This is a genomic window from Exiguobacterium sp. UBA6309 (assembly GCF_002439205.1).
Taxonomy (GTDB): Bacteria; Bacillota; Bacilli; order Exiguobacteriales; family Exiguobacteriaceae; genus Exiguobacterium_A.
Map to the genome: position 1 here is coordinate 52417 of NZ_DJTL01000037.1, position 15546 is coordinate 67962.

At 47.3% G+C, this 15546-nt stretch carries 17 protein-coding genes and 3 tRNA genes; 6 read left to right on the forward strand and 14 right to left on the reverse strand.

Annotation, left to right across the window (positions count from 1 at the left end):
- Positions 1 to 98: 98 nt before the first annotated feature.
- The 5 genes from B3M90_RS13125 to B3M90_RS13145 all read right to left on the reverse strand — a co-directional run bounded on the left by B3M90_RS13125 (position 99) and on the right by B3M90_RS13145 (position 5891).
- On the reverse strand, positions 99 to 3845 hold the full coding sequence (locus B3M90_RS13125) for a S8 family serine peptidase (protein WP_290784408.1): 3747 nt from the start codon (positions 3843 to 3845) through the stop codon (positions 99 to 101).
- A 222-nt stretch (positions 3846 to 4067) separates the two neighbouring features.
- Positions 4068 to 4143 (reverse strand) — tRNA-Ala (locus B3M90_RS13130).
- Between the two features lie 104 nt (positions 4144 to 4247).
- Complete coding sequence (gene tatC, locus B3M90_RS13135) at positions 4248 to 5027, reverse strand: twin-arginine translocase subunit TatC (protein WP_035410816.1); 780 nt, start codon at positions 5025 to 5027, stop codon at positions 4248 to 4250.
- 7 nt (positions 5028 to 5034) lie between these two features.
- Positions 5035 to 5232 (reverse strand): twin-arginine translocase TatA/TatE family subunit, encoded by a 198-nt coding sequence (locus tag B3M90_RS13140; protein ID WP_029342825.1) that lies wholly within the window; start codon positions 5230 to 5232, stop codon positions 5035 to 5037.
- Positions 5232 to 5891, reverse strand: coding sequence for a redox-sensing transcriptional repressor Rex (locus tag B3M90_RS13145; protein ID WP_290756292.1), 660 nt, complete (start codon positions 5889 to 5891; stop codon positions 5232 to 5234). Before B3M90_RS13145 ends, B3M90_RS13140 begins: the two co-directional genes overlap by 1 nt.
- A 167-nt stretch (positions 5892 to 6058) precedes the next feature.
- Here B3M90_RS13145 and B3M90_RS13150 point away from each other — a divergent pair, with 167 nt between their 5' ends.
- Together B3M90_RS13150 and B3M90_RS13155 are read left to right on the forward strand one after the other, a co-directional pair.
- Positions 6059 to 7960 (forward strand): ATP-binding cassette domain-containing protein, encoded by a 1902-nt coding sequence (locus tag B3M90_RS13150; protein WP_035410903.1) that lies wholly within the window; start codon positions 6059 to 6061, stop codon positions 7958 to 7960.
- A complete protein-coding gene (locus tag B3M90_RS13155; protein ID WP_290784410.1) occupies positions 7942 to 8382 on the forward strand; it encodes a hypothetical protein in 441 nt (146 codons plus the stop codon). Before B3M90_RS13150 ends, B3M90_RS13155 begins: the two co-directional genes overlap by 19 nt.
- 145 nt (positions 8383 to 8527) lie before the next feature.
- Here the strand turns inward: B3M90_RS13155 and B3M90_RS13160 are convergent, their stop codons facing one another.
- Positions 8528 to 9121, reverse strand: a complete 594-nt coding sequence (locus B3M90_RS13160; RefSeq protein ID WP_035410823.1) for a flavin reductase family protein — start codon at positions 9119 to 9121, stop codon at positions 8528 to 8530.
- 19 nt (positions 9122 to 9140) lie between these two features.
- Positions 9141 to 9539 carry a DoxX family protein gene (locus tag B3M90_RS13165; protein ID WP_214852010.1) on the reverse strand — a complete coding sequence of 133 codons (399 nt, stop codon included), beginning with the start codon at positions 9537 to 9539 and terminating at the stop codon, positions 9141 to 9143.
- A 183-nt stretch (positions 9540 to 9722) separates the two neighbouring features.
- Between B3M90_RS13165 and B3M90_RS13170 the strand changes: the two genes are divergently transcribed.
- The 3 genes from B3M90_RS13170 (at position 9723) to B3M90_RS13180 (ending at position 11334) form a co-directional block, all read left to right on the forward strand.
- Positions 9723 to 10043, forward strand: coding sequence for a winged helix-turn-helix transcriptional regulator (locus tag B3M90_RS13170; protein WP_290757006.1), 321 nt, complete (start codon positions 9723 to 9725; stop codon positions 10041 to 10043).
- A 106-nt stretch (positions 10044 to 10149) separates the two neighbouring features.
- A complete protein-coding gene (locus B3M90_RS13175; RefSeq protein ID WP_290757009.1) occupies positions 10150 to 10605 on the forward strand; it encodes a flavodoxin in 456 nt (151 codons plus the stop codon).
- 57 nt (positions 10606 to 10662) lie between these two features.
- Entirely contained in the window at positions 10663 to 11334 is a 672-nt protein-coding gene (locus B3M90_RS13180) for a haloacid dehalogenase type II (protein WP_155960190.1), read from the forward strand.
- 46 nt (positions 11335 to 11380) lie between these two features.
- On the opposite strand, the gene B3M90_RS13185 is transcribed toward B3M90_RS13180, so the two are convergent.
- From B3M90_RS13185 to B3M90_RS13215, 7 genes are all read right to left on the reverse strand, one after another.
- Positions 11381 to 11950, reverse strand: coding sequence for a hypothetical protein (locus B3M90_RS13185; protein WP_290757012.1), 570 nt, complete (start codon positions 11948 to 11950; stop codon positions 11381 to 11383).
- Between the two features lie 28 nt (positions 11951 to 11978).
- Positions 11979 to 12986 (reverse strand): tRNA (adenosine(37)-N6)-threonylcarbamoyltransferase complex transferase subunit TsaD, encoded by a 1008-nt coding sequence (gene tsaD, locus B3M90_RS13190; RefSeq protein WP_290757015.1) that lies wholly within the window; start codon positions 12984 to 12986, stop codon positions 11979 to 11981.
- Positions 12983 to 13417: a ribosomal protein S18-alanine N-acetyltransferase gene (rimI, locus tag B3M90_RS13195; protein ID WP_035410841.1), complete on the reverse strand. Its 435-nt coding sequence runs from the start codon at positions 13415 to 13417 to the stop codon at positions 12983 to 12985. Before rimI ends, tsaD begins: the two co-directional genes overlap by 4 nt.
- A 13-nt stretch (positions 13418 to 13430) precedes the next feature.
- A complete protein-coding gene (gene tsaB / locus B3M90_RS13200; protein WP_214852007.1) occupies positions 13431 to 14084 on the reverse strand; it encodes a tRNA (adenosine(37)-N6)-threonylcarbamoyltransferase complex dimerization subunit type 1 TsaB in 654 nt (217 codons plus the stop codon).
- Positions 14081 to 14530 carry a tRNA (adenosine(37)-N6)-threonylcarbamoyltransferase complex ATPase subunit type 1 TsaE gene (gene tsaE / locus B3M90_RS13205; protein WP_023469616.1) on the reverse strand — a complete coding sequence of 150 codons (450 nt, stop codon included), beginning with the start codon at positions 14528 to 14530 and terminating at the stop codon, positions 14081 to 14083. The genes tsaB and tsaE overlap by 4 nt, the downstream gene beginning before the upstream one ends.
- A 119-nt stretch (positions 14531 to 14649) precedes the next feature.
- Positions 14650 to 14726: transfer RNA gene (locus tag B3M90_RS13210), tRNA-Met, on the reverse strand.
- Between the two features lie 34 nt (positions 14727 to 14760).
- A tRNA-Met gene (locus tag B3M90_RS13215) sits at positions 14761 to 14837 on the reverse strand.
- Between the two features lie 129 nt (positions 14838 to 14966).
- Here B3M90_RS13215 and B3M90_RS13220 point away from each other — a divergent pair.
- Positions 14967 to 15437, forward strand: a complete 471-nt coding sequence (locus B3M90_RS13220) for an NUDIX hydrolase (RefSeq protein ID WP_214852004.1) — start codon at positions 14967 to 14969, stop codon at positions 15435 to 15437.
- Positions 15438 to 15546: the final 109 nt, after the last annotated feature.

Genomic DNA, 15546 nt, shown 5'->3' on the forward strand with positions numbered 1-15546 from the left:
TTAAATTTCCCGCTCCACTCGTCTCATAAACCCTTCAAGGCGCTTCGACACACAACGAAAAGCCAGACGGATTTCCGCCTGGCTTGTTCATTGTTACCTTATTTTTTCGTGATGACGACTGTTTTCGTAACGACGTGTCCACCCAGATCCTTCAGTTTCAAGTTGTACGTGTTTTTTCCTTTTTTGAGCGTCACTTTTTTCGTGATCGTCTTTTTGAAGGCTTTCATGACGTACGGTTCTTTGAACGTCCGGCGGTATTCCGCGCTACCATTGAAGTCGAAGCGTAATTCGCTGTAGTTATCGCGAAGTACGATCTTCATCTCAGCTGTTTTTGTTTTACTTGAGACGGTTTTTGGTGCTGTGACACGAATCGTTGGTAATTCTGTGTCGATGATGACTTGACGGTTGAACGCCACACGATTCCCTTTTCCATCGTATGCTTCGACCTTGAATGACTTGACGCCATCCGTCGTGTACGTCACGTCATGGCTGAACGCATAGTTTTGTTGGGCTGCATCGAAACGCAGTTTAACAGTTTTTCCGTTGATCTTGAACGATTTGATACCTGACTCATCAGAGACATGACCCGCGATGTTGATGACTTTTGATGTTGCAAGACCAAGAGCGACCGGTGTATCGATTTGAACATTTGGTACGGCTTTATCAACGCCTGTCGTGTTGACGTCTTTTTTCACACTGTTTCCAGCATAGTCTTTGACGACGAAGGCAATCTTCGCGCGCTCCGGCAGATCCGTCAACGTGTACGCTTTTTCTGTTGCGGCAAGTGGTTGCTTTAAGACACTCTTTCCATTGACGAGGATATCGTATGACGCAACTCCTGTTCCTTGGTCGCCTGCTGTCCATGAAAGTGTTGATTTCGCAGCATTCCATTTCACAGTCGCTGCTGGCTTTTTCGTATCGACATAGACTGGGAAGAGATTCGTCTGCCATTTTGCGTTCGGATAATCGATCACCGATTTGACTTTGTAGTAGTAAAGACCATCTTTGACCGGTTTCCCGTTGATCGTTCCGTCCCAAGCAGCGCTTGTGACTGGTGTGTAGCCGTTCTCTGAACCGCTATCATAGTAGTTCTTGACGACGTCCGTTTGCATATCAAGCTTCTGAAGTGTTGTTTTATTCCGGTCAAGAATCGAATACTCGACTTTTTTCGCATTTCGAAGGAACGAGATGATCGGGAAAGCTTCATCTGCGCTACCGTCGTTGTTCGGTGAGAACGAGACTTTGTTCGCGACAACTTTTCCAGCGGCATTCGTACCAAGGAATTCGAAATCGTCCTTCACTTCAGTCGCTAGACCTGTCAATCCGTAGAACGTGTTGTTTTTATCGTACAATGGTGCATCTAAAATCGGAGCTTGATCCCATTTTCCTTTGAATCCAACATAAGGAACTGTCAGTTCTGGATTTTTGCTCTTCGTATCGATCAGACGGACGAATCCTTCGACGAAGTAGCCGTTTTTAAAGACTTGTTCAAGCGGAAGCTCGTTCGCCCAGTCAGTCGTGTTCTTCAAATCGACTGACACGCTGACTTTCGTTGAGCTCTTCGGATTAATCGAGACTGAACTCGCTTTCTTCGAGCCGACTGCAAATGAGATCGGGTATGTGCCTATGTTGGCATCTACCGTACCAATCGTTCCTTTTTTGAAGATTCCATTTGCTTCAAGGAAGTTCGATCCTTGTGCACCGAGATCTGATTGAACCGTTCCCGCTAGCTTATACGTCACTTTTTCATTGCTGTAGTTTTTTAAATCAAGCGTGAATGTGAACTTCTCGCCGACTTCCTTCAAGGATGCCTTGCCTTCACCTGACTTTGTCTCTGTGATGACGACTGGTGTCTTCATCGCAGCACGAAGATCCATCAGTCCAGCTCCCTCACGACGTGGGGAGTAGAAGTTGCCTGTTTTCAGTTCTGCGTTGTATTTTCCTTGATCGAGTTGCGGACGCGATGTATTCATCAAGATGTTTTTGGCGAGTTTAACGCGTGTTGCACCAGTGACTTTGAAGTCCTTCGCAATCCGTTGCATGACGAGTGCTGTTCCACCAGCGACGTGTGGTGCTGCCATCGATGTACCGCTCATGACGCCATACTCGTTATCATTAAGCGTCGAATAGATTTTCCCACCTGGTGCCGTGATTTCTGGCTTGAAGTCAAGGCTTGGCGTGACACCCCATGACGTGAAGTCAGACATTTGTCCTGCGACCGGGTTATCGGTTGAGACCGCTTTTCCGTCAAATGTCACTGCGATTGCCTTGCCTTCTTTTGCTTTTGCTTCGAGATCATTCCCGTCCGCGATGCTAAGCGTGACGAGTGGAATCGTCGGATTGTTGAGCGCCATGCTGACGTAATCCCCGTGATCGACTCGACCGCGGACGATGACACCTGCTGCCCCTTGCTTCTCAGCTTCTGCTTGGATCATACCGTAGTTGAAACCACCGTTACGCACGACGAAGACGACTTTCCCTTTGACGTCTTTACCTTCATAGTTCGAAGCTTGACCGTCACCGACATACACGACATCCTTCTTCTCTTTATCGAAGACGGCAATCGGATTCGGCGAATCTTGTTTTTGGTATGCCAAATAACCGGCATCCTGACCGTCGATCGTCAGCGCCATGCCTTCAAGCGTCAATTTCGTATTTTCGAGTGACGCGACTTGGAGCGCCTGGCTCGTCAATCCTGGTGCACCAACGACACCGATATCCGGGTTTGCTGTATATGGATTACCCGCACCATGACCTGCAAACGCCGAGTTACCAGCAGAGATCGCACACAAGATACCGTTGTTCATCGCGTTGACGATTGCGCGTTGTTCTGGAGCATCTGAATTGACGAACGATGCCGTCGAACCGAGACTCATGTTGATGACATCGGCTCCGAGTGCAATCGCATCATCGATCGCTTTAATGTAGATATCGCTGAATGTCGATGGCATTCCTGGATCGTTTCCGAAGACTTTCATCGCGAGGAGCTGTGTTTCCGGCGCGACCCCTTTGATACCACCGTTTGCTTCATCGCCGTTTGCTCCGACCGTACCTGCGACGTGCATCCCGTGCATCGATGCCCCCGCACCTAAGTCACGGATTTCGCTGTCGTGATCGGCATAGTTATAGCCGTACGGTACTTTTTCCGTGAAATACTTTCCTTTTAAACCTTTTGTTTCTTTCGCACTATCGACCTTCGAAGAGGTTAAATCCACCTTTGTCTCTGGACTCAAGACCATGTCTTTGTGCGATGGATCAATCCCCGTATCGATGACCGCGACGACGGTTCCTTCCCCTTTAAAGCCATAGTCCTGCCACGTTTCCTTCGCATTGACCATGTCCTTGCTGTACAGCATGTCTGGCTTGGCACCTTTATCGACGGTTGGGCGCGCATATTCGTGCGCGATATGTACACTTTTGACTCCTTCGAGTTGTTTGATATCTTCGATGTCACCGAACTTCACTTCACCACTGAATCCATTGATGACGGTTGTGAAGCTTTCTTTATATGTAACAGGAATCGCCTTTTTAGCGATAGCTGACTTGACTGATTTTTGGACGCTGACGAGTCGATCCTTGATCGATTCCTTTTCGGCATTGCTCAATGTGCTATACCGCTTGTTTTGAGATTGGGCGATTTGAATCGCCGGTTTTTGTTCCATCTCGATGACGACTCGGACTTTATCCGATTGTTTGTAGTTCTTTTCTTGTCCCGATTTCTTCAGTGAGAGCGCCTGCGGTTTTTGACCCGTCGCTTTGTCTTGCGAGGACAGTGCACCTTGCGCACTGACTAGATTGGAAGACGTCATTAAGACGGCTGCCATAAGTGCAATCTTCTTCTTCATGCGTTCGTTTCCCCTTTTCTGTAAAACCATAGTAGTAATACTAATAAAACAGTTTAACGAAAATTCTGTATTTTTAGTTTAATGAAGTTAATGGAAATAAACAATTTATATTTGTCTATTTTTTTAATTTTTTTCTTTTTGGTGACATTTTATATTTGGAAGGAATTTAACTGGGAACATAAAAAAACTCCTCGAGCACTCGAGGAGTTGAACGTATGAACTTGGTGGAGACTATCGGGATCGAACCGACGACCTTTTGGCTGCCAGCCAAACGCTCTCCCAGCTGAGCTAAGCCCCCATGAATTATCTTTAGTATACGCATCGCTAACTGCTTTATCAATATAAACATAACGCTTTCATAAAAAAGAATTCCTCCCGAAATGGCTGGAAGGAATTCACGATTCATTTATTCAATTCACGCATCAAATCCGCCTGTCGTTCAAGCTCTGCCTGTTGCTCGAGGATCAAGACCTTTTTATACGTCCGCGCGGAAATCAAGATACTGATTTCATAGAGAACGAACAACGGCACTGAGATCATCAAGTGTGACGTCACGTCCGGCGGTGCGATCAATGCCGCAACGACGAACAGCGCGAAATACGCATATTTTCGATTCTTTCGCATGAAATATGGCGTCACAAGACCAAGGCGTGTCAGGAACATCGTCACGACCGGCAATTGGAAGAGAAGACCAAACGGCATCGTCAACCGGATCAAGAAACTGAAGTAGTTTTCGACCCCGATGACTTGCTCGATCCCCAATTCTTTCCCGAGATCCGTTGAGACTTCGAGCAAGAAGGGAAGCAACCAGAAATACGAGAAGGCTACACCAGCCAAAAATAGAAAGAAGATGACTGGAATATACGTCAGTGTTGCTTTTTGTTCCTTTTCATAAAGCCCTGGTCGGACGAATGCCCACAGTTGATACATCCAGAACGGTGACGCTAAAATCAGCGCGATGATGAACGCAAGATTCAAATACAACATTAAAGGATCGGCGACGTTGAAGGCATTTAATCCGATACCGAGCTCTTTTAAGTCCGCTTGCAGAAAACGGACGAGCGGTCGAACGAGCGGAAATGCGACAGCGAACAGGACGACGACGATGAGGAGCGACCAGACAATCCGCTTACGCAGTTCGTCTAGGTGCGACGTCATGCTTTGTTCTTGATCAACCGTCATGATTCAATCACTTCTCTTTCGGTTCGTCCTTTTTATCGTCGTCCATGATGCCGTTCGTGGCATTCTTGAACTCTTTCAATGTTTGACCGGCAGCACGACCGAATTCCGGCAACTTCTTCGGTCCGAAGATGATCAACGCGACGACAGCAATTAATCCGATACTCGCAGGTCCGATACCTAACGTGAGCGGGATAAGGTTTTCCATTATGATTTCACTCCTTCAGCTGATTGCGAATAATGCTTCATGAAATAAACTAACGACTGCAACTCGATCGATAAATCGATGTGATGAACCCGAACGCTCGCTGGCACGTTCAACCGTGCAGGCGTGAAGTTCAGAATGCCTGTCACACCATACTCGACTAACTCATCCGCTACTGACTGTGCGAACTGGGATGGAACCGTCAAGATGGCGACATCGACCTGATTCGCTTCGATTTGTTCTTTCATGTCCGAAACATGATAGATTGGAACGTCATGCGTCGTTGTTCCGACCTTCTCTTCGTCCGCATCAAACGCAACGACTATCCGAGTACTATTATTCTTTAAAAAGTTATAATTTGCAAACGCTGTTCCGAGATGACCGACCCCAATCAAGGCAACATTCGTCACCTCATCTTGATTCAAGGTTTTCCGGAAAAACGTTAAGAGATGTTGAACGTTATATCCATACCCCTTCTTCCCTAGTGCCCCAAAGTAGGAAAAATCGCGACGAATCGTTGCTGAATCAACCTTCACCGCCTCGCTTAACTCAGCAGAAGAGACGCGGAGCTTGCCTGAATTGTATAAACTTTGGATGAAGCGATAATATAGCGGCAACCGTTTTGCTGTCGCTTGTGGAATTTTTGTGTCTGATCCATTCATCCTGCAGTTCCCCCTTCGGCCACATCCATCGTGGCACCCAAATCTTTGCAAAAAGCTTTCTACTCTCCTTGATTGTAAACCACTTCACATAGAGTCACAAATAATATATTCCGCAGGACCTCGCGCTTTTGTTCGTGATAGACTAAAGGGTGGAAGGATGGATGGAAATGATACTCTTACAAGTCAACCAACTCTCGAAATCATTCGGCGTCGAGCCGATTTTAGAAAATATCAAATTGGAAGTACAAGAGCGCGACCGAATTGCGCTCGTCGGTCGAAATGGTGCCGGTAAATCAACCTTGCTCAAAATCATCGCTGGTGAACTCAGTCATGACTCGGGCGATATCATGAAAGGTAAAGATGTCAAAATCGGCTATCTCGCGCAAGACAGTGGTCTCGAATCGAATGAGACGATCTGGAACGAGATGCTGACCGTCTTTGAACATCTGCAAGAACAAGAACGGACACTGCGCCGGATGGAAATCGAGATGGGCATGGAGCACATCTTGAACGACCCGGTCGCTTACGATCGACTTCTGAAGACGTACGATCAAGCACAACATGACTTCTCAGAAGCAGGTGGTTATCAGTTCGAAGCGAATATTCGCTCCGTCCTGCACGGCATGCGCTTTTATCCAGACGATTACTCACGCCGGATCCAGACATTGTCCGGAGGTCAACGGACACGGCTCGCCTTAGCGAAGATGCTCCTGCAAGCACCAGAGCTTCTCATTCTCGATGAACCGACGAACCATCTGGATATCGATACGCTCGCTTGGCTTGAAAGTTACCTCGGTGGTTATCGTGGTGCCGTTCTGATCGTCTCGCACGATCGGTACTTCCTCGATCAAGTCGTCAATGTCGTCTATGAGCTCTCTCGTAATGTCTGTCGTAAGTTCACTGGGAACTATACGAAGTACCTCGAGCAAAAAGCGGCATTGTACGATCAAGAAATGAAACAGTTCGAACAGCAGCAAGAAGAAATCGCGAAGATGCAGGATTTCATTCAACGAAACATCGCTCGGGCGACAACGACAAAGCGTGCTCAAAGCGTTCGAAAACGGCTCGAGAAGGTCGACCGGCTCGACCGACCAGATGGAGATGAACGCAGTACGGTCCTCTCCTTCCCAATCGAAAAACAGAGCGGGAATGACGTTCTTCAAGTCAATCAATTGGCAATCGGTTACGAAGAAGCTGTCTCAAAAGACATCACGTTCCGCTTGCAACGCGGCGAATCACTGGCACTCGTCGGACCGAACGGAATCGGGAAGTCGACGCTCTTAAAAGTCCTCGTCGGTCGTTTACGTCCTCTCTTCGGTGATTTCCGTTTTGGCACCGGCGTCTCGATCGGGTATTACGATCAAGAGCAAGCAGAACTCAATGACCGGAATCGTGTCATCGATGAGATTTGGAACGAATGGCCACTGATGCGCGAACAAGAAGTCCGTTCTGTGCTCGGACAATTCCTGTTCAGCGGCGACGATGTCTTCAAGATTGTCCATGAATTGTCCGGTGGCGAACGCGGACGTCTCGCGCTCGCAAAACTGAAACTCCGGAAGACTAACGTCCTCATCCTTGACGAGCCAACGAACCACTTGGATCTGGATTCGAAGATGGTCCTTGAGAACGCTCTCGTCGACTATGAAGGTACGCTACTCTTCGTTTCCCATGACCGGTACTTCATCGATCGGATCGCGACACGCGTCATCGAGATGAGTGAAGCTGGTGTGACAGAATACCTCGGCGATTATTCGTACTACACAGAGAAGAAGGCTGAACAAGAAGAAATCGCTCGCCTTGAAGCCGAAGAGGCAAAAGCGGCAAAAGTCACGGCATCGAAGACGATCGACAAAGAAGCACAGAAAGAAGAAAAAAAACGCCGTCAGCAAATCGAACAACTCGAACAAGATATTGAACGGCTCGAACAGCGTTCAGCGGAAATCGAACAGTTGCTTTGCGAACCGGAAGTTTTTAATGATATTCCAAAAGCGACAGCGTTATCTGCGGAACGAGACCAGATCGATGTCGATCTACTTGAATTGATGGAACGATGGGAGAACCAACACTGATGCGAACGAAAAGCTTTTTCATCAACCTGATTCAAGGACTGTTATCCGGTATTCTTTATTTCGTTCCGATGTATGCGGACTACGTGTCCGCCTTCATCCGCCCGGATGCCTTTAATGCTGCTCTTCCTTTGTTCCTTCTGATTTCTTGCATGATCGGACTTGTCATCCAGACATGGAGCGGTCTTCTCGTCAGTCTACTCTCTGGACTATGTTGTACGCTTCTAACGACACAACTGTTCGTCGAACTCAATGATCCATTGATCATATCCTATTATGGTAGCGTCACTCCCTTGACTGCCTTTTTGATCAGTTGTGTCGGGGTTTGGGCGCTGGCAATCATTTTTTATTTGCTCGATGGTTATCAGTATAGTAAACGTCACGGACTCGAAGGTTCTTCAAACGAAATCGATCCACAACCTTGAAGTCCGATCGATGAACTAGATACGCGATATGAAAAAAGGAGTGGAGATTCCGGTAGCTAGACCGGTCTCACCACTCCTTTTTATTTAAATCGAAACGTTCGTCGTCAACATGGATCGTACACTGAATCAAGCATTCACACTTCTATCATTTTGTCGGTCGAGCAATCGTAAACGTCTTCCCGATCGTCGCATAATCATTTCCTGCTAAGCGAGCGACAGCCTTCAATCCTGCCGCATCGATCCGGAACGACTCGACGAGTTCATCCGCGACGTGATAGCGCAGTACTTCCCCGATCAAAAGATCGGCACCTTCTAGCTCGACATGTTGTGTTAAGCGCATCTCGAACCGGATTTTCGCTTCCGCGATTCCGGGCACGTCGATTGCATCGCTATCGACGAGCGTTAAATCCGTCCGTTCGAGTTCACTTTCACCGTAAGCGAGTGGCGCAGCCGTCTCATTGACAGCGTCGACGATTTCTTCGCTGACGATATGGATGACATAGCTTTGTTTTGCTAGGATATTACGTGCCGTATCCTTTTGTCCCTGATCCGTCCGTTGTACGGCAATCACCAGTTGTGGCGGACTACTTGATGCGACCGTAAAGAAGGAAAAGGGGGCGGCGTTGACCGTCCCGTCTTCCCCTAGCGTCGTCACGAAGGCAATCGGACGCGGAATGATGCTTCCGATCAGTAATTTATAATTGTCTTTTGCGCTAAGCGTTGATGCCTCGAACTTCATGAATGACCCACCTTTTTCCTCACCCGATGAGTGCAGCGAGTGAATAGTCTCCAGCACCGATCATCGCCACTCCAAGGGCGATAACGATCAATGCCATGTTGTATTCGTACCCGTTCTGCGTCACCCAGTAACCATTCGCACCGTGTACTTTAACGATCGCGACAAGCATCGAACCGATGATGAGGATTGCAGCGATCCAGAGGAATACCCCGCTTGCAAACAATAATCCACCGATTAATTCAGCAAGACCCGCTGTAATCGCGAGTGCTTTTCCTGGCTTCATGCCAATTGATTCGAACCAACCGCCTGTTCCAGCGATGCCGTGTCCACCAAACCAACCAAATAATTTTTGTGTACCGTGTGCAGCAAATGTTAAACCGATGATTAAACGAATGATTAAAAGTCCTGTATCCATCATTTCTCTCTTCTCCTTTTACCTAATGTTTTTAAGTTACTTTAAGTAACTCGATAAACAGACTATATCTTATCACTTACTAAAAGTAAATAGAATTGTTTTAGTTCTTTTTGTTACATTAAGTAAAATGATTCGATTTTTTTAGCAGAAGCGGGTATACTACAACTATAGAAAGGATGAGTGCTGATGGAAGAAGTCGCAATCCAAACGGCTCTTTGTCCCAAAGTCGAACATGCCTTTGAAATCTTAGGTAAGAAATGGACAGGTCTGATTTTACGTCACTTGTTGACGAAGACATGTCGTTTCAATGAGATTCAAGATGCCATCCCCGAATTATCAGGTCGCATGCTCACGGAACGTATGAAGGAGCTCGAAGCGGAAGGCATCGTCATCCGGACTGTCATTCCCGATCGTCCGATTAAGATTCAATACAGTTTGACCGACAAAGGGCATCAACTCGAACCGGTCATTCGTTCCATTGAGGAATGGGCCGAACTACAAGACTAATGTATGAAAAAGCATCTTCTTCGGAAGGTGTTTTTTTATATGATATTTTGACATTGATAATCATTATCAATTAAAGTAAAGAAGTACAGCGAAAGGAGGAACATGCATGCAGATTGCAATTGGATTCGTCAGCATGTCCGGTAATACGGAAGATATCGTCTCGATCATTCAACGTGAGCTCGAGCAACACGATGTCAACGTGACGATCACAGAACTGGATCAATTCGTCGGGGAGGATCTATCACGTTTTGATGGTCTACTACTCGGCTCATATACATGGGGAGACGGTGATTTACCGTATGAAGCAGAAGATTTCGTCGAGGAGCTACGGAAACAATTTTTAGACGGGATGCCGGCTGCTGCTTTTGGTTCGGGGGATCTTGATTATCCGAAGTACTGCGCAGCCGTTGATTTGATTGAAGACGCATTAAAAGAAGCTGGGGCGACCATCGTCACGAATGGCTTGAGGATTGAGTTTGATCCGAACACACCGGAGAAACAAGCCGCTTGTCGCGCGTTCGCACAGACGTTTCATCGCTTTTTGCAGCAGGTCCATTCATAAGTATCGTTTGAATCCGTCATGTAAGGGAATTCTTAAAACAGACTCTATGAAAGTGAGATGAATGTTTTTATGACGATTCAAGCACTCGTCTTTGACGTCTACGGTACATTATTCGATGTCCATTCCGTCAAAGAGCAAGCAGAGGAGCTGTATCCGGGACACGGAGAAGCGATCAGTAAACGCTGGCGAGAGAAACAACTGGAGTACTCCTTCTTGCGACAATTGAACGGACAATATGTGCCGTTCAGCCAAGTGACACAAGATGCCCTCCGTTATACGTTACTCGAACTGAAGCTCCATGTGACCGAGGAACAAATCACGACTTTAATGGAGACGTACCTGACACTTGATGTGTACCCAGAAGTTAGCTCTGTTCTCGAGACGATGGCGCATAAACGTTTGGTCGTCTTCTCGAATGGTTCCCATGATATGCTCGATCCGTTGATCGAACAGTCAGGTTTAGCCGATCGGTTCGAACATCTCGTCAGTGTTGATGACATCAAACACTATAAACCAGCACCTGCTTCTTATATGCATGCGTTGAACACACTCGGTTTAAAACGCGAGGAGATCCTCTTTATGTCCTCGAACGGTTGGGACATCACCGGGGCAAAGAGTTTCGGCTTCAAAACGGCATGGATCAATCGAAACGGACTTCCGGTCGAAGAATTAAATCTTGATCCGGATCGCATCTATGATGACTTGACCGGTATCACTGAATGGCAATGAACGAACAACAGCGGACTCCTTTTTAGGAATCCGCTGTTTTAATGGATTAGTAATTGGAAAGACGTGAGTAGCCCTTCTTGAATAGATCGAGTTTCAGCCCGCCCTCTTTTTCGATGAAGAAGAGGTATTCGTTTTGATCCGTATCTTTATAAAAGACCTTAAATAACGTCACAGTTCGTTTTTTATTGTTTTCAACAGCTGTCACCTCGTGCTTCGAGATCACTTCTGCTTGGACTTGTTCCGCATCCATCTTTTGAATCATCGGTTCGAATGACTTCTTCTCTTGATCCGTCACTGGTGTTCCGGGAGCAATCATGAAATAATCATCACTCGCCTTGTTCGTTAAACCGTACTTCCGATCGACGATGACGACGTTACTGAGCTTCCCATTGATTGTCTGATCAAAAGCGTACAACTTTTGAATCCGGGTTTTTTCCCCTTCTGCTCGTCCGATTTCGTAAAGTGGACGTTGTTTCGTGTTCGTCTCGACCGCTTTTTTATCGGGTACGAGTTCTTCCTTATAGGCGACTTGGTATGCGTTGACGATTTCTCGGACCTGAAGTCCAATCGCGACGATGACCAGTACCGCTAACAATGCGATGATGACTTTTTTCATTCCATTTCCCCCAAGTTGTTCGGATTCCTTACTTTAAATCTAGCCCAGGTTCTGCATTCATGGCAAGTGTCGAATAGCGTAACGCGCGATATGGATGAATCGCAGCCGCTCCGATCATCGCCGCATTGTCTCCACACAAGTGCATCGGCGGAATGACGAGATCGATTCCTTCCTTCGCACACGTTGCTTCGAGACCGTTACGTAATCCTTTATTAGCGGCGACGCCACCAGCAAGCAGCAGTTGACGTCCCCCTTTATCCTTCACGGCACGGATCGCCTTCGTCACGAGTACTTCGACGACGCTCGCTTGGAAACTCGCAGCTAAATCTTCCGGGATGATCACTTCTCCCCGTTGCTCAGCGTTATGCACGGCATTGATGACCGCTGACTTTAAACCGCTGAAGCTAAAGTCATACGAGTCCTTCTCGAGCCAGACGCGTGGAAAATGGAACGTATCCTGCCCGGTTTGTGCCAACTGGTCGATTCGTGGACCACCTGGATACGGTAACTTCAATGTTCGAGCGACTTTATCATATGCTTCTCCCGCGGCATCATCACGTGTTTCACCGATGACTTCATATACACCGTCTTCTGGCATGTAAATCAGTTCCGTATGCCCACCTGATGCAATCAAACAGACGAGCGGGAACTCAAGCTCTTGCACGAGACGATTCGCGTAGATATGACCTGCGATATGATGAACACCGATCAAAGGCTTATTATGCGCAAAAGCAAGTGTCTTTGCCGCACTGACACCAACGAGTAAAGCCCCGACCAGTCCGGGACCTTCCGTGACAGCGATCGCATCGATATCGTCGATCGTGACGTTTGCTTCCGTCAATGCATCATCGATGACGTATGTGATCCGTTCGACATGATGTCGTGATGCCACTTCAGGCACGACTCCACCGAATCGTTTATGACTTTCAATTTGAGACGAGACGACATTCGATAAGACGTTGGTTCCTCCACGAACGACGGCAGCCGCCGTTTCGTCGCAGCTCGATTCGATTGCTAGAATCAATGGTTGTGTCATAAGTCTTCTCCCTCCAGCTCCAGCCAATAGATGGCAGCATCTTCATTGTTGTCCTGATAATATCGTTTTCGGATACCAACATAGTGAAATCCGAGTTTTTCATATAAGGTTCGCGCCGGTGTGTTCGAGACACGTACTTCAAGTGTCATCGCTCGTAAATCGAGTGCACGACCGACCGCGATCAACGCCGTTAGCAAGTCTTCCCCAAGTCCTTGTCCGCGGTGCGACTGCTTGACGGCAATATTTGTAATATGTCCTTCATCCGCAATATGCCACAGACCAGCAAATCCGACGATTCCGTCTTGATCGGCAACGACATAATAGGCATTCGGATTTTGTGTCATTTCTGCTTCGAAGGCATCCAGTGTCCACGGTGTCGCAAACGATTCGAGTTCGACGGCGTGAACACCTGCAGCATCGTTTACGGTCATGCGACGAATCCCCTTACTCATGACGCTGTGCCTCGATCCATTTCGCTTCTGCTTCAGCCAGACGCAGGTAACGTGGCTCAAACGCATGCGCTTCGACTGAATCGCGTGTTGCACCGAGTAAGGCGAGCACTCCGGCACGCGGCGTCCGAAACGCAGGAGCCGCCTTTTCAAATGGTTGAAGAAGTTCTTCAAATGTATCGACGTCTCCTGTGACAAGCGTATCTGGCGCTAACGTCTTCACAAAAGAGGCGATTTCGACATGTTGTTCTTCACCGATTCGTTGCCCAGCGTCGTATACTCCGACAAAACCTGATCCACGTCGTGCATCTTGAATCGCTGCAACACGTCCCGTATGACCTGTCGAAGCTGCCATCAGTTCAAGTGTCGAGACCGCAACCAGTTCGATACCGAGTGTATAGGCAAGCGTCTTCGCTGTTGTCGCACCAATCCGTAATCCCGTATAAGAACCAGGACCGTCAGCAACGACGACGCGTGTCAGTTGGGATGGTGCCCACTTCGCTTCCGCCATCAAGCGCTCAAGTAACGGCATGAGTTTTGTCGCATGATTCAAAGACGTGACGTAAGAAGCTTCTGCTACGATCTGTTTTCCGTTTGAAAGAGCGACCGATAATTGTTTCGTCGATGTATCAATAGCTACGATTTTCATGATTTCAATCCCTCACATAATGTAATGTATCGTTCTCCGATCGGCGTCAGCTCAAAACGTCGACTATCGTCACCCGTTCGCGTGATCGTGATTGCCAACCGTTCCGGTGGAAGGCTGTCCGCAATCAATTCAGACCACTCGACGACGGCGACGCCTTCACCATTCAAATATTCTTCAAGTCCGATATCATCACCGGAACCTTCCAGGCGATAGACATCCATATGATAGAGAGGGAGACGTCCCGTATAGACTTTCATGATCGTAAAGGTAGGGCTGTTGACATGACGCGTCACACCTAATCCTTTCGCAAAGCTTTGCGTAAAAGTCGTTTTCCCAGCACCTAAATCTCCGTCAAGCGTAATGACCATCCCTGCTTCAGCACGTCGTCCGAGTTCAAGAGCCAAGGCAGTCGTTTCTTCCAAGCTGTTCATTTCCAGTTCTATCATACGATGTCTCCTCCTTTAATACGCACTGTTCGTCCTTCTCTATTGTACCGGACGAAAAAGGCAAAAAAAAATACGAAACGCTGAACGTTTCGTAGTAAAGTTGAAGTTAAGTTTAAAATTGGTTGCGGGGGCCGGATTTGAACCGACGACCTTTGGGTTATGAGCCCAACGAGCTACCAGACTGCTCCACCCCGCGACGATAAACGTTTCGGATTTGATTATTTAAAAATTGGTTGCGGGGGCCGGATTTGAACCGACGACCTTTGGGTTATGAGCCCAACGAGCTACCAGACTGCTCCACCCCGCGATGATATAACGTTTCGACAGATATTAATATAACATGTGTCTTTTAAATTGGCAAGTCTTTTTGCCTCATTTCTTTTTACTAACTGTCATAATGAATATTCTTCTATACTGATACGAAAGGAGTGAACAGATGGGATACTTATTAGATTTACGAAAAATCGTAGGAAATCGACCGTTGATCAGTGTAGGCGCGACCGTACTCGTCATGAATTCACAATTTGAACTGCTATTTCAATATCGTTCGGATACGCACAGTTGGGGGCTCCCCGGTGGTTCAATGGAACCGGGTGAGACACTTGAAGAAGTCGCGATGCGTGAGTTGCAGGAAGAAACCGGACTTCAAGCACAAAGCGTTCAACTGCTAGACGTCTTTTCTGGTCCTGATTACTTCTTCCGTTATCCAAATGGTGACCAAACCTACAGTGTGATTCATCTCTTTCAAGCAAAAGACGTATCCGGTACATTACAAATGACAGATGGAGAGAGTCTCGACTTACAATATTTCTCCTTAAATCAATTACCAGCACCTCTTGAAGCGCGTGCTGCAGCACTATTACGTCAAATCAAGTCTCGCCTTCTTGACACAACACCTTCTTTTTAATCTAGATGCTTGTCTTAAAACTGACTTGATGACGGATTGACGTTCACTTGTCAGTTTTTCTATTTCTTTCGGGACTACACACAAAAAACCGACCTGCAATCTGCAGATC

Bases quoted from the DNA above. Each gene is read 5' to 3' on its own strand.
- B3M90_RS13145 (WP_290756292.1), bottom strand. From the start codon at position 5,891: ATGAATGGATCAGACACAAAAATTCCACAAGCGACAGCAAAACGGTTG.
- B3M90_RS13150 (WP_035410903.1), top strand. From the start codon at position 6,059: ATGATACTCTTACAAGTCAACCAACTCTCGAAATCATTCGGCGTCGAG.
- tsaB (WP_214852007.1), bottom strand. From the start codon at position 14,084: ATGAAAATCGTAGCTATTGATACATCGACGAAACAATTATCGGTCGCT.
- B3M90_RS13185 (WP_290757012.1), bottom strand. From the start codon at position 11,950: ATGAAAAAAGTCATCATCGCATTGTTAGCGGTACTGGTCATCGTCGCG.
- B3M90_RS13220 (WP_214852004.1), top strand. From the start codon at position 14,967: ATGGGATACTTATTAGATTTACGAAAAATCGTAGGAAATCGACCGTTG.
- B3M90_RS13165 (WP_214852010.1), bottom strand. From the start codon at position 9,539: ATGATGGATACAGGACTTTTAATCATTCGTTTAATCATCGGTTTAACA.
- B3M90_RS13175 (WP_290757009.1), top strand. From the start codon at position 10,150: ATGCAGATTGCAATTGGATTCGTCAGCATGTCCGGTAATACGGAAGAT.
- tsaE (WP_023469616.1), bottom strand. From the start codon at position 14,530: ATGATAGAACTGGAAATGAACAGCTTGGAAGAAACGACTGCCTTGGCT.
- rimI (WP_035410841.1), bottom strand. From the start codon at position 13,417: ATGACCGTAAACGATGCTGCAGGTGTTCACGCCGTCGAACTCGAATCG.
- B3M90_RS13140 (WP_029342825.1), bottom strand. From the start codon at position 5,232: ATGGAAAACCTTATCCCGCTCACGTTAGGTATCGGACCTGCGAGTATC.
- B3M90_RS13180 (WP_155960190.1), top strand. From the start codon at position 10,663: ATGAATGTTTTTATGACGATTCAAGCACTCGTCTTTGACGTCTACGGT.
- B3M90_RS13125 (WP_290784408.1), bottom strand. From the start codon at position 3,845: ATGAAGAAGAAGATTGCACTTATGGCAGCCGTCTTAATGACGTCTTCC.
- B3M90_RS13160 (WP_035410823.1), bottom strand. From the start codon at position 9,121: ATGAAGTTCGAGGCATCAACGCTTAGCGCAAAAGACAATTATAAATTA.
- tsaD (WP_290757015.1), bottom strand. From the start codon at position 12,986: ATGACACAACCATTGATTCTAGCAATCGAATCGAGCTGCGACGAAACG.
- B3M90_RS13155 (WP_290784410.1), top strand. From the start codon at position 7,942: ATGGGAGAACCAACACTGATGCGAACGAAAAGCTTTTTCATCAACCTG.
- B3M90_RS13170 (WP_290757006.1), top strand. From the start codon at position 9,723: ATGGAAGAAGTCGCAATCCAAACGGCTCTTTGTCCCAAAGTCGAACAT.
- tatC (WP_035410816.1), bottom strand. From the start codon at position 5,027: ATGACGGTTGATCAAGAACAAAGCATGACGTCGCACCTAGACGAACTG.